The sequence below is a fragment of the Actinomycetota bacterium genome (assembly GCA_035759705.1).
GTDB lineage: Bacteria > Actinomycetota > CADDZG01 > JAHWKV01 > JAHWKV01 > JAJCYE01.
The window spans coordinates 1-11,472 of sequence record DASTUJ010000210.1 but is presented as its reverse complement, the minus strand read 5'-3'; the positions used below and the strand labels follow the sequence as shown (position 1 = coordinate 11,472).

The following is an 11,472-nucleotide window of genomic DNA, read 5'->3' as shown; positions in this document are numbered from 1 at the left end:
GAGGGTCGGCCGAGCGGGACGATCGTAAAGCGAGCGGCTCGGGCTACTGGATCGGTGCGACGTCCGGGATCATGACGTCGTCGAGCTTCTGGTTCAGCTCGGGGTCGTCGCCCGCGAGGGTGCGGGCGGCGAGAATCGTGTCCTGCGCATCCTGCTCCCGGTCGAGGAGGCGGTAGCAGAGCGCCAGGTTCACGTAGTAGTCGAAAACGAATGGGTCCAGCTTCACGGCTTTGTGCAGCTTCGGAATCGCCTCCCCCGGCCGGTCGAGGCTGAGCTGGGAGGTGCCCAGCAGGAAGTTGGTCTCGGCGGACGACTCGTCCAGCTGCAGGGCCTTCTTGGCGTCGATCTCGGCTTTTGCCGGCTCTCCGAGCGCCAGGAGGATCTGTGACCGGGCTCGGAGCAGCGTCGGGGACGTGTTGTCCAGCTGGATCGCCGTGTCGATGGCGTTGGTTGCGTCAAGCAGGTCCGGTGAGGTGTCCCCGACGACCCCACCCGCCGTCACCTGGTTCAGGCGGTCGATGAGAAGGCGGGCCAGCAGGGCGTGTCCTTCGGCGAACTCGGGGTGCTCCGCGAGCAGGCCCTTGATCAGTTCGATGCCCCGGTTACGGTCCGGCACGTTCTCGGCCAGGAGGTAGCGGGTGACCGGATCGGGCGCCGCGGCCAGCTTGGCCTCCAGGTAGTCGAGCATGGAGAAGTCCCCGGCGGAGGCCAGCTCCACCTCCACCTGGTCGGTGGTCTTGTCGGCCCGGGTGAACCTCAGCGTGTGGAGTTTGGTCGAGCTCTTCCGGAAGATCGTCAGAAGCTGCTCGTGGTTGTTGATCTCGCTGCCGTCGAGCCAGGTGATGACGTCCCCGGGCTTTAGGCCGATGGATGCGGCCGGGGTGTCCGGCAACACCTCGAGCACGAGGGACCCGCCTTTGTCCTGGCCGCGGTTCAGCAGCTTGCCCCAGGAGGACTCGTTGGTGAGCACGAGGGCGCCGATACGGTTGTCTGCGGGCAGGTCGGGGCTGGACGGAGCGGGGTAGGCATCCGCCGGCACACCTTCGGTACCGTCTTCCTCCGCTTCGCGCCCCAGCATGTTCCTGAGGGCCTCTGGAGGGCCGCACGCGGCGCCGAGCAGCGTCAGCAGGACGCAGATGACCAGCAGCCGGGGCAAGTTCCTCACGCCATCCATTATGCGGCCAAGCGACGGCGGGGGCCCCTCTCGCAGCCGCTCGTTGGGATTGAAGTACGCTTTACGGTGCGCGACGCTTTTTGATGCGTCGACTCGATTGGCACTATTTCTCGATTGGAGGGCGACATCTCACAAGAAACTCAAGAAGAGGGCACCGGCTCGTCCTCAGGAGCCGCTATCGACTCGTCCGAGATCGACCCCAAGGCCAAGCAGCCCACCGTCGTGAAGGCGGGCAGCTTCCGGGAGAAGGCGAAACGTTTTCCAACCTCGTCCTACCTGCCCGGCTACACCAGCAACGTTGAGTCGAAGGTTTGCCCCAAGTGCGGGTTCGAAGCTTTCAAATTTGCCGACAAGTGTCGCTGCGGTACGCCTCTTTAGTAAAAACCTGAACGCCCAGCCCTTTCGTGCCGATAGGTAAACGGACGCACGACGAAGGGTAGGGCTTCAAATGAATATCTCCGAACTCGCCGCAAGGTGGCGCACTTCGTCGCCCGGCAACAGTGCCGCAACCTACTCGGTGGCCCTCGCCATCCTTCTGCTCCTTGCGGGGGTGCCGTTCGTCCTTCTTTCCTGGGCCGCTCCGGACTCCAAAGCCGAGAGGTCGCCGGACACCCGCCTGACCGGCTCTTTGGGCAACCCGCGGCCCGCTTCCAGTCCGAGCGCTATAGCGTCGTTGCCGGGGGTCGACGTTGCCGCCCCTCCCAGCCCCCAGGCGTCCTCGAGCCAAAATCCCCAAGTTGCTGCCACCCGTGCGCCGGCTCCCGCAGCCGCCGCGCCCGCGAAGGGTGCGAAGGGCGCCGAAGCCGATTTTGAGATCGAGTGCTGGCCGACCCTGTCGGTCGTGCCGGGCGGTACCAGCACCGTCGACTGCAACGTTCCGGTGTTCAACGGCGACGGAAGCGACATCAGCCTCAGCTGCCGGGTCGAAGGAATGACCTGCGCGATGAGTCCCGAGAAGGTCCGGACCACGGTCGACAACCGAACGCTTGCCGCCAAGCTCACCGTGGTTGCGCCGGAGTCGGCCCCGGTTGGCATTCGCAAAGCGGTCGCCATCGCCAGCGGGGGAGAAACCGGGGCCGCCGCCAAGCAGGCGGACGTGGACGTCAATATTCCTCCCCCCTTCACCGTCAGCTGCGAGTCCATAGGGGCGGCGTTCGCCAAGGGCGCCGATGCGAAGATCAAGTGCTGGGTCGCTTTCCTTGAGGGGTACTCCGAGGATGTGGCACTGGCTATCAAGGACTCCGGGGCGACCTCGGCCGGCCTGGATGTCCACTCCCTCAGCGTGGTGCCGAACCAGACCCGCTCTTTTACGATCCAGCTGAACACCGGAAACCTCGAGAGCGGTATCCACGCCATCCGCGTCGGGGCCTCAACCGCCCGATACCAGCAGGATGCAGTTGCGGCGTTCCAGGTCCTTCAGTCGTAGATTTCTGAACTTTTCCTTGCGCCGCCGAAACGCGCCGTGGTAAACTGTCGACGTTCCGCAGAAGTGAGTAGGGGCGACCCGAAAGCTACTGCGGAACACTTTTTTTCGGCTACTTCCCAGCGTCCGGCACACCCGGGCGCTCTTCTTTTTGAATCCGAACCCCCGGCGTCCTTGCCGCAACCGGCCGAACTACAATTCTTTTCTTGTGTAACGACATTCGTACCCAAGAGCCGGGCGGCGGGCGGCTCGATCCTTGCAAATAACAAATCTGTAATTCATAATCCCGGGCATGGACGAGCCTGAGGTTTCCGAAGAGTTCAAAGCTTGCAGCCGCAACGCCTGCAAGTCTGCTGCAGTGGCGACCTTGGACTGCAACTACATGGCGAGGCGGGTGACCCTCGAAGACCTGCAACCGGACTCCGAGCCCGACCACTTCCACCTGTGCGTGGACCATCTGAAGCGGTTCAGGCCTCCCCTTGGCTGGCAGATCGAGGATGTCCGGACGACCTCCGGGCCGCTCGAGATCGTCATATCGCCGGCCCGGGCTTCGGCTTAAGCAGCCGGTAAATCGAACAAACCGGCCCCAAGGGGGCCGGTTTTTTTACATCCCGGGGTCGTGCGCTAGTATTCGCGCCTTGGGTAACGGGCGGCGGTAAGAACAAGCGGGAGCGTGATTTGGCGATAGACCGTGAGCTGATCCGCCAGGTGCGCGCCCTGGACCGCTACGACCTGCGCCGCCTGCAGATCCTGGTCAAGGGGATGCTCGTTCAGCAGGGCGACGAGGCCGAGGAGTCCGATGAGGAGGCCGCCTCGGAGCCGGGCAAGGTCAGCTACCGACTCGAGCCGGTCAACTGCGGGAAGCCCGGGTGTTCCCGCTGCCCCCACGGTCCCTACTGGTACGCCTACTGGCGCGAGGGCGGACGGGTCCGGTCGAAGTACATAGGACGGCAGTTGACGCCCGACGAGCTCAAGCTGAAGGCTCCGACCAGCTCAGGCTGAGGACTAGGCTCTCCGTCCCTTGCCCGGGTAGGTGGCCGGCGGCCCGCTGGAAGGGTTGCGCACGCTGTTCTCGTACCGGACCGCGGACTGGTAGCGCACGCCGGACTTGTACTTCACGGTCGATTTGTAGCTGACGGCCGACTGGTAGCCCATGGGTTACTTGATGGGCCGGGGGGCCGATGCCAGAACCACGTTCGAGGTTGCGCGCCGGCGCAGAAGCGCCTTGCGCTCCAGCTCGGTGAGGCCTCCCCAGATGCCGTAGGCCTCTTTGGACTCCAGCGCGTGCTCCAGGCACTCCTGGTTGACCGGGCAGGTGCGGCAGACGGCCTTGGCCGCCTCTTCGCGGTCCCGCTTCTCCTTGACGACCTCGGTGTGCTCCGGCCCGAAAAAGATGGTGGGGTCCATGCCCTTGCAGGCGGCTCGATCCTGCCAGCGCGCCTCGGCTTCCAGCGACGCCAGCTTGGATGCCAGCGCTTTAGTGGTCTTGGTCTTTTTAGAAGGGTGTTCTTCGTTCTTGAGTTGGGTCATGACTTAGGGTTAAGGCCTTTCGGTTGAACTTGAGGGCATTGTGACTCAGATGCCTGCGAATGTTCAACGGACGCGGACTGAAAACTATTCCTTGAAGAATAGAACAATCTTTGGCTATCGGTCCCAAGGGAGGTCCGACGGCTCGTTATTAAGCTCCGCTAGGCCGGGGCGGGGGTGCGTTGACCGTTTAGGATGCTCCCATGGACCTCAGCGCAATCTTTAAAGCTTACGACGTTCGCGGCGTTTATACCGAACAGATAGACGAAACGATCGTGCGCCGTATCGGCGCCGCATTCGCAGTGGTTACCGGCGCCTCCAGCGTCGTGGTCGGCCGGGACATGAGGATGTCCTCCGAACCCCTCGCTGCCGCGTTCATCGAGGGCGCCGCCGGTCAGGGCGTAGACGTGGTCGACATCGGGCTGGTCTCCACCGACGCCATGTACTTCGCGTCCGGCCACCTCGACATGCCCGGAGCGATGCTCACCGCGTCGCATAACCCCGGCAAGTACAACGGCATCAAGATGTGCCGGGAGAAGGCCTCGCCGATCGGCGAGGAGACCGGGCTTCGCGACATCCGCAGGCTGGCGGAGGAGGGCCCGGCGCCCGCCGGGACGACCGGTAACGTCACTCAGCAGAACGTTCTGGCCCGTTTTGTGGAGCACTGCCTGAAGGTGGTGGACACCACCAGGATGCGGCCCCTGAAGGTGGTCGTCGACGCGGCCAACGGCATGGGCGGCATGATCGTCCCCCCGGTCTTCGACCGGCTGCCGGTGGAACTGATCCCCCTTTTCTTCGAGCTCGACGGAACTTTCCCCAACCACCCGGCGGACCCGATCCAGGAGGAGAACCTGGTCGACCTGATCAAGGCGATTCGCGAAAACGACGCCGATCTCGGCCTGGCGTTCGACGGGGACGCCGACCGGGTATTCCTGGTCGACGAGAACGGCGAGCCGGCCTCGGGCAGCCTGGTCACCGCGCTGGTGGCCGGCGAGGTGCTCGATGCCGAGCCCGGCGCCTCCATCGTTCACAACCTGATCTGCTCCCGGGTGGTGCCCGAGGTGGTGCTGGAGAAGGGCGGCAAGCCGATCCGCACACGGGTCGGTCACTCCTTCATCAAGCAGGTCATGGCTCAGACCGGGGCAGCGTTCGGCGGCGAGCACTCCGGGCACTACTACTTCCGCGAGAACTTCCGGGCGGACTCCGGCATCCTCTGCGCGCTGAACGTACTCATGGCCCTCAGCAAGCAGGAGGGCAAGATGAGCGACGTGCTGAAGCCGCTCCGCCGGTACTGGAACTCCGGCGAGATCAACACTGTGGTTGCGGACCAGGCCGGGGCCATCGCGGCGCTGGCCGAAGCCTGCCCCGACGGAAAACACGACCTGTCGGACGGCCTCACCGTCGACTTCGAGGATTGGTGGTTCAACGCCCGCGGCTCTAACACCGAGCCCCTCCTGCGCCTGAACGTCGAGGCCCGCGACCCCGAGTTCGGCCGGGCCAAGACCAAAGAGCTGCTCGAGGTCATCGCAGCCTCACAGAACGGCGTGGATCGGTGATCGACCAGGAACTCGTTGAACTTCTGATCTGCCTGAACTGCAAGGGCCCCGTGGAGTACCTCGAGGACGAGCAGGTCATCGCCTGTGTCGGCGAGTGCCACTACCGATACCCGGTGGTTAAGGGGATCCCCCACATGCTCCTTTCGGAGGCAGTCAAGCCTTGACCGGCCTGGACGATGTCGAGCTGATCGCACGCACCGACCCCGGCGGGTTCCTCAGCCTGGTCGAGGAGTTCCCCCAGCAGGTCGCCGACGGCTGGCTGCTGGGCAAGCAGGTGAGCGGTCTTCCCTCCCCGGATGGCATCGACGGCGTCGTCGTCCTGGGCATGGGCGGCTCCGGAATCTCGGGCAACGTGCTGAAAGCGGCACTCGGGATGAGCTTCGAGTGCCCGGTTCGGGTTTCCAAGGGTTACGGCATCCCGGGTTGGGTGGGTCCGGGGACGCTGGTGTTTGCAGTCTCCTACTCCGGCGAGACCGAGGAGACGCTGGAGGCGTACGGCAAGGCCCGGGCCGCCGGCGCCCGGGTGGTCACGGTTTCTTCGGGAGGAACGCTCTCCCGGCTGGGCGACGAGCACGGCTGCGCCGCCGTCACTTTGAAGGCGGGCCTCCAGCCCCGCGCGGCCCTCGGCTACCTCAGCATGCCGCTGCTCGCGGTCTGCCAGAGCCTCGGGCTGGGCCGGTACGAAGAGGACGTGGCCGAGACGGTCGACCTGCTGACCGGGCGGGCTTCGCAGTGGGGCAGGGCCGTGCCGGAGGAGTCGAACAAGGCTAAGCAGATGGCAGTTTCACTGGCCGGAACCGTCCCGTTGATCTACGGAGCCGAGGGCCTGGGGGCCGTCGCCGCCTACCGCTGGAAGTGCCAGCTGAACGAGTGCAGCAAGGTGCACGCCTTCGGGAACTCGCTGTCCGAGCTGAACCACAACGAGATCATGGGCTGGAGCAGCCTCAGCCCCCAGCAGGACCTCCGCCTGGGACTGGTCGCGCTCCGCCACCCAGGTGAGCACCCCCGGATCCAGGAGAGGTTCCGGGTGACGGTCCCGCTTCTGGAGAAGCGGGCCGCCTACAGCGGTGAGTTCGCCACCGGGGCGTCGTCCCCCCTGGCGCGGCTGATGGACCTGATGTACCTCGGCGACTTCGTCGCCACCTACCTCGCGATAGCCCAGGGCGTAGACCCCACCGCCATCGACCTGATCGACGAGGTCAAGAGCGCGCTGAAGAAGTAGCGCTTCCTCAGCGGCGGCTAGTAGCGGTAGTGGTCTGGCTTGTAGGGGCCGTCGACCGGGATCCCCAGGTACGCCGACTGCTCTTCGGTCAGTTTGGTGAGCTTCACTCCAAGAGCATCCAGGTGCAGCCGGGCGACCTTCTCGTCCAGGTGTTTCGGCAGGACGTAGACGCCGATCGGGTACTCCTCGGTCTTGGTGAAGATCTCGATCTGGGCGATCACCTGGTTGGTGAAGCTGTTCGACATCACGAAGCTGGGGTGGCCGGTGGCGTTGCCCAGGTTCAGAAGGCGCCCCTCCGACAGGATGATCACGGCGTGGCCGTCGGGGAAGGTCCAGGTGTCCACCTGGGGCTTTACGTTCATCCGGACGATACCCGGGGTCTTCGCCAGGCCGGCCATGTCGATCTCGTTGTCGAAGTGGCCGATGTTGCCGACGATCGCGTTGTGCTTCATCTTGCTCATGTGGCCGGCGGTGATGATGTCCTTGTTGCCGGTGGTGGTGACGAAGATGTCGGTGGTGCCGACGACGTCCTCGATGGTCGTCACCTGGTAGCCGTCCATGACCGCCTGCAGCGCGCAGATCGGGTCGATCTCGGTGACGATCACCCGGGCGCCCGGGCCCCTGAGGGACTCGGCGCAGCCCTTGCCGACGTCGCCGTAGCCGCAGACGACGGCGGTCTTGCCGCCGATGAGGACGTCGGTGCCGCGGTTGATCCCGTCGATGAGCGAGTGCCGGCAGCCGTACTTGTTGTCGAACTTGGACTTGGTGACTGCGTCGTTCACGTTGATCGCCGGGAACAGAAGCTGGCCGTTGCGGGCCATGTCGTACAGGCGGTGGACGCCGGTGGTGGTCTCCTCGGTTACGCCCTTGATGGCCTCGGCCATTGTGGTCCACTTGCCGGGCTCGCCGGCGAGGCGGTCGGTCAGCAGGCCCAGGAAGACCTGCCACTCCTCGCTGTCGGTATCGGTCGGGGCGGGGACCGCACCGGCCTTCTCGTACTCGACGCCCTTGTGGACGAGCATGGTGGCGTCCCCGCCGTCGTCCAGGATCATGTTGGGGCCGGACTCGCCGGGCCAGGTCAGCGCCCGCTCGGTGCACTCCCAGTACTCGGCCATCGTCTCGCCCTTCCAGGCGAAGACCGGCGTGCCCTGGGGGTCGTCGACCGTGCCCTCCGGACCGACCGCTACCGCGGCCGCAGCGTGGTCCTGGGTGGAGAAGATGTTGCAGGAGGCCCATCGGACCTGGGCGCCGAGAGCGGTGAGGGTCTCGATGAGAACTGCCGTCTGCACGGTCATGTGCAGCGAGCCGGTGATGCGGGCGCCGGCCAGCGGCTGCGCTTTTGCGTACTCGGCGCGTACGGACATCAGCCCGGGCATCTCGTGCTCGGCCAGCCGGATCTCCTTGCGTCCGTACTCGGCTAAGGACAGATCCGCTACTTTGAAGTCGAGCGTTGTTGTCACGGGTGATCCTCCCTTGGGGATTTCAAATCGAAGTGGTTGCGGGGAGTCAGGCTCGTCCCCTGCTGCTTCCACAATACCGTTGAAGCCGTAGCTGCCGCTGGGAACTGCGCCGGTCAGCTCGATTCCCACTTGAAGACCCGGGCGGCAACCAGCAGTGTCACGACGGTGAACGCCACCAGGATCAGCGACGGCGTTACGAGGGCCCCGGCGCCCTCGCTGCGCACCAGAAAATCGCTCATTCCCTCGTTCATGTGCTTGAGCGGCATGAAGTCGGAGACCGCCACCATCCATGACGGCGCCCCATCCAGAGGGAAGAAGACTCCCGACAGGAACGCCATCGGCACTATCACTGCGTTCGCCACCCCCGAGGTCGCCTCCTCGGTCTTGCAGACCGAGCCGATCAGCAGGCCGACGGCGAAAAAGGCGACGATCCCCAGCAGCAGGAGCGGGATTGCGAGCCACCACTGCCCGGACAGCTTCAGGCCGAAAAAGGGCAGCATCCCTACCCCTATGAAGACCACGGCCTGGACCACGCCGATCATCAGCGTAGCGACCAGCCTCGACCCGAGAACGACGAAGATGTTCACCGGGGCCGACCGGATCCGGCGAAGCACCTGCTTTTTCCTCCAGCTGACCAGCGTGAACGCGGAGCCGAAGACGGCGCCGAGCGCAACCCCCCACGACATCATGCCGGGCACGATGAACTGGATGGGTTTCAGGGAGGAATCCTCAACCTGGGCCGCCCGGACCCGGTACCTGGGCTCCGCCCCGGTCGACCGCAGGTTCACGTCGTTGACCACCCCTTCGACGATCCCGCGAACCGTGGCTGCGGCAATCTGGTCGCTGGCGGCGTAGCGGAGGGTGATGTTGTTGCCCTCGGCCGCAACGACCGCCGGAATCTCGCCCTCCTCCACCTGGGCGAACGCCTCCTGGAACGAGTCGAACTCCTTCAGGTCGAAGGCGCCGGTCGACTCCAGGGCCGAGATCACCGGCCCGCTGCCGGTTATCCCAATCTCGATCTTTTCGGCGCCTTCGTCCGAGAAGATCAGCCCGAAGATCACGATGAACATCAGGGGAAAGGCAAAGCTGAAGAACAGGGCAACTTTGTCGCGGAAGAAGCCTTTCAGGGCAGCGGAGGAGAGGCTGGTGAAGGCGCTCATTCCCGGTACTCCCGCCCGGTGAGGTTCAAGAAGACGTCCTCCAGGGTGGTCGTCCGCACCTGAAGCGTGTCCAGCGAGACGTTTTCCGACAGGTAGGCAAGCACCGGCCCGGGAGTGCTGGTGGTCATGGTCAAAAGGTCGTTCTCCTCGGCGGCCGACTCCACGCCGGTGATCCCCCGGGCAAGCGCCACCGAGATCACCCCCTGCTTCAACAGCACCCGGGTCGGGGCCTCCAGGCCCTCCACCAGGTTTGCCGGGGTGTCCAGCGCCAGCAGCTTGCCGCTCTCCATGATCGCCACCCGGTCGCAGAGCTCCTCCGCCTCCTCCAGGTAGTGCGTGGTGTAGACAATGGTCTTGCCGCGTTCCCGGATGGACTCCAGGACGTCCCACAGGTTGCGGCGAGCCTGGGGGTCCAGGCCCGACGTCGGCTCGTCCAGGAAGACCACGTCCGGGTCGTGGACCAGGGCGCAGGCAATCGAGAGGCGCTGCTTCTGGCCACCGGAGAGCTTGTCCTCCCGGGTGTCCGCCTTCTCGGTCATGCCGACCAGCTCCAGCATCTCGCCCGCCTTGTCCTTGCCGACGCCGTAGAGGGAGGCGAAGGTCCTCAGCTGCTCCATCGAGGTGAGCTTGTCGAAGAACGCCGATGCCTGCAGCTGGATGCCGATGCGCTTCAGAAGCTCGATGTTGCGCGGCCAGGGCGACTCGCCGAAGATCCGGATCGTCCCCTCGTTCGGCTTGCGGAGACCCTCGACCATCTCCATCGTGGTCGTCTTGCCGGCGCCGTTCGGCCCGAGGATGCCGAAGAACTCGCCTTCGTGGACCTCGAAGCTGATCCCGTCGACCGCGGTCAGGTCGCCGTAGGTCTTGCGCAGGCCCTCGACGGTGATGGCGGGGCCATTCGGCTCACCCAATGCGGATTCCCCCCATCCTCTGGCGGCACTTTCCCACCACCTTAACCCGGGCCGGAATCGAGCCGGCCCGGGCGACGGATGGGTTAGAAGTCCTGCGGGAACTGGCCCCGGACGACGCCGCTTCCGTGGGTGGTGTTGTGCAGGTTCACGTAGTAGTCGTCGGAGTTGTCGAGGATGGCCTCGATCAACGAAACCGGCGCCTGCCGGCAAATCTTGCCCGTGGGGTAGGCGGTGGGCGCCGTCGTGCCGTCCCCGCTGCCGAAGATGTGCAGGACTATGGGCCCGGCCACGCCTTCCGGCGCGTTGTGGATGTGGCCCATGAACGGCAGGGGCTCGCCGGGCGAAAGGACCAGCTTGCCGAACTTGAAGCAGATTTCGGTTGTGGCGGACGGTGAGGGCGGGGTCTCGGACTCGTCGCCTTCGTCCTCCTGCTGGAAGAAGACCGTCACGCTGCCGCGGTCCTTGTTGCCGTGGACGTTCTCCGGGACCTCCTGGGCGCCGGACAACTTGAAGTGGACCCTCTCGCCCTCGTTTCCGGCCGAAGCGACGCCGCTGAAAGCGGTTACGACCCACACACTCATGACGCATACCACTGCCAGCATGAAGGCCGACTTTCGGTTACGCATAACTCCTCCTTTTGCAAGGCCGCCTCAGCCGCTTTGGGTAGAAGCGAACCTCGGACAGCTAATTCCAGCACGCCGGCCGGTTTATGTCAGCAGCGTTTCCTACTATTTCTCACATGTTGGGACTGGGAGACCTGCTATGCCCCGAAAGGTGTGCCGGCTGCGCCCGGATGGCTCGGGGCGGGCTCTGTCGCGAGTGCTTTGATGGTCTGCCCCGCCTGGGGCCCGAATCCTGCGCCCTCTGCGGCCGTCCGGGCCGCCGGCCGGCCGCCCGCTGCCGGGACTGCGAGGGCCGGGTGCTTTTTTTCGACCTGGCGCGCCAGACGGTCGGATTCAACCCCGTCGTCAGGGAGGCGGTGCACCGGTTCAAGTACTCGGGCTGCCGGTCCCTTGGGCAGCCTCTGGCCGAGCTGATC

The 11,472-nt window shown here is 65.1% G+C and carries 15 protein-coding genes; 8 read left to right on the top strand and 7 right to left on the bottom strand.

Going from position 1 to position 11,472, the window contains the following annotated elements:
* Positions 1 to 43: 43 nt before the first annotated feature.
* Entirely contained in the window at positions 44 to 1,165 is a 1,122-nt protein-coding gene (locus tag VFV09_14840; protein HEU4868988.1) for a PDZ domain-containing protein, read from the bottom strand.
* 123 nt (positions 1,166 to 1,288) lie between these two features.
* On the opposite strand from VFV09_14840, the gene VFV09_14835 reads away from it, so the two are divergent.
* From VFV09_14835 to VFV09_14820, 4 genes are all read left to right on the top strand, one after another.
* Positions 1,289 to 1,552: a hypothetical protein gene (locus tag VFV09_14835; GenBank protein HEU4868987.1), complete on the top strand. Its 264-nt coding sequence runs from the start codon at positions 1,289 to 1,291 to the stop codon at positions 1,550 to 1,552.
* A 70-nt stretch (positions 1,553 to 1,622) separates the two neighbouring features.
* Positions 1,623 to 2,600 (top strand): hypothetical protein, encoded by a 978-nt coding sequence (locus tag VFV09_14830; GenBank protein HEU4868986.1) that lies wholly within the window; start codon positions 1,623 to 1,625, stop codon positions 2,598 to 2,600.
* Positions 2,601 to 2,889: 289 nt separating this feature from the next.
* Positions 2,890 to 3,156: a DUF3499 family protein gene (locus tag VFV09_14825; protein ID HEU4868985.1), complete on the top strand. Its 267-nt coding sequence runs from the start codon at positions 2,890 to 2,892 to the stop codon at positions 3,154 to 3,156.
* A gap of 119 nt (positions 3,157 to 3,275) precedes the next feature.
* The gene (locus tag VFV09_14820; protein ID HEU4868984.1) at positions 3,276 to 3,599 is read left to right on the top strand and encodes a hypothetical protein; all 324 of its coding nucleotides are present in this window, start codon (positions 3,276 to 3,278) and stop codon (positions 3,597 to 3,599) included.
* A gap of 3 nt (positions 3,600 to 3,602) precedes the next feature.
* On the opposite strand, the gene VFV09_14815 is transcribed toward VFV09_14820, so the two are convergent.
* Positions 3,603 to 3,752 (bottom strand): hypothetical protein, encoded by a 150-nt coding sequence (locus tag VFV09_14815; protein HEU4868983.1) that lies wholly within the window; start codon positions 3,750 to 3,752, stop codon positions 3,603 to 3,605.
* Between the two features lie 3 nt (positions 3,753 to 3,755).
* Positions 3,756 to 4,127: a WhiB family transcriptional regulator gene (locus tag VFV09_14810; GenBank protein ID HEU4868982.1), complete on the bottom strand. Its 372-nt coding sequence runs from the start codon at positions 4,125 to 4,127 to the stop codon at positions 3,756 to 3,758.
* Between the two features lie 200 nt (positions 4,128 to 4,327).
* Between VFV09_14810 and VFV09_14805 the strand changes: the two genes are divergently transcribed.
* Genes VFV09_14805 through VFV09_14795 form a run of 3 tightly spaced genes read left to right on the top strand, consistent with a single transcriptional unit; the run spans position 4,328 to position 6,902 of the window.
* Positions 4,328 to 5,680: a phosphomannomutase/phosphoglucomutase gene (locus VFV09_14805; protein HEU4868981.1), complete on the top strand. Its 1,353-nt coding sequence runs from the start codon at positions 4,328 to 4,330 to the stop codon at positions 5,678 to 5,680.
* Positions 5,677 to 5,844: a Trm112 family protein gene (locus VFV09_14800; protein HEU4868980.1), complete on the top strand. Its 168-nt coding sequence runs from the start codon at positions 5,677 to 5,679 to the stop codon at positions 5,842 to 5,844. The genes VFV09_14805 and VFV09_14800 overlap by 4 nt, the downstream gene beginning before the upstream one ends.
* Positions 5,841 to 6,902: a bifunctional phosphoglucose/phosphomannose isomerase gene (locus VFV09_14795; protein HEU4868979.1), complete on the top strand. Its 1,062-nt coding sequence runs from the start codon at positions 5,841 to 5,843 to the stop codon at positions 6,900 to 6,902. Before VFV09_14800 ends, VFV09_14795 begins: the two co-directional genes overlap by 4 nt.
* 17 nt (positions 6,903 to 6,919) lie before the next feature.
* Here the strand turns inward: VFV09_14795 and ahcY are convergent, their stop codons facing one another.
* From ahcY to VFV09_14775, 4 genes are all read right to left on the bottom strand, one after another.
* Positions 6,920 to 8,362 carry an adenosylhomocysteinase gene (ahcY, locus tag VFV09_14790; protein HEU4868978.1) on the bottom strand — a complete coding sequence of 481 codons (1,443 nt, stop codon included), beginning with the start codon at positions 8,360 to 8,362 and terminating at the stop codon, positions 6,920 to 6,922.
* Positions 8,363 to 8,475: 113 nt separating this feature from the next.
* On the bottom strand, positions 8,476 to 9,522 hold the full coding sequence (locus VFV09_14785; GenBank protein ID HEU4868977.1) for an ABC transporter permease: 1,047 nt from the start codon (positions 9,520 to 9,522) through the stop codon (positions 8,476 to 8,478).
* Positions 9,519 to 10,433 carry an ABC transporter ATP-binding protein gene (locus VFV09_14780; protein ID HEU4868976.1) on the bottom strand — a complete coding sequence of 305 codons (915 nt, stop codon included), beginning with the start codon at positions 10,431 to 10,433 and terminating at the stop codon, positions 9,519 to 9,521. The genes VFV09_14785 and VFV09_14780 overlap by 4 nt, the downstream gene beginning before the upstream one ends.
* An 83-nt stretch (positions 10,434 to 10,516) precedes the next feature.
* Complete coding sequence (locus VFV09_14775; GenBank protein HEU4868975.1) at positions 10,517 to 11,059, bottom strand: CHRD domain-containing protein; 543 nt, start codon at positions 11,057 to 11,059, stop codon at positions 10,517 to 10,519.
* A gap of 113 nt (positions 11,060 to 11,172) precedes the next feature.
* On the opposite strand from VFV09_14775, the gene VFV09_14770 reads away from it, so the two are divergent.
* Positions 11,173 to 11,472 (top strand): double zinc ribbon domain-containing protein (locus VFV09_14770; protein HEU4868974.1); only part of this gene is annotated, 300 nt, incomplete at its 3' end.

Excerpts from the sequence above, each read along its gene's own strand:
- VFV09_14830 (HEU4868986.1), top strand. The coding sequence starts at position 1,623 with ATGAATATCTCCGAACTCGCCGCAAGGTGGCGCACTTCGTCGCCCGGC.
- VFV09_14825 (HEU4868985.1), top strand. The coding sequence starts at position 2,890 with ATGGACGAGCCTGAGGTTTCCGAAGAGTTCAAAGCTTGCAGCCGCAAC.
- VFV09_14815 (HEU4868983.1), bottom strand. The coding sequence starts at position 3,752 with ATGGGCTACCAGTCGGCCGTCAGCTACAAATCGACCGTGAAGTACAAG.
- VFV09_14810 (HEU4868982.1), bottom strand. The coding sequence starts at position 4,127 with ATGACCCAACTCAAGAACGAAGAACACCCTTCTAAAAAGACCAAGACC.
- VFV09_14805 (HEU4868981.1), top strand. The coding sequence starts at position 4,328 with ATGGACCTCAGCGCAATCTTTAAAGCTTACGACGTTCGCGGCGTTTAT.
- VFV09_14785 (HEU4868977.1), bottom strand. The coding sequence starts at position 9,522 with ATGAGCGCCTTCACCAGCCTCTCCTCCGCTGCCCTGAAAGGCTTCTTC.
- VFV09_14775 (HEU4868975.1), bottom strand. The coding sequence starts at position 11,059 with ATGCGTAACCGAAAGTCGGCCTTCATGCTGGCAGTGGTATGCGTCATG.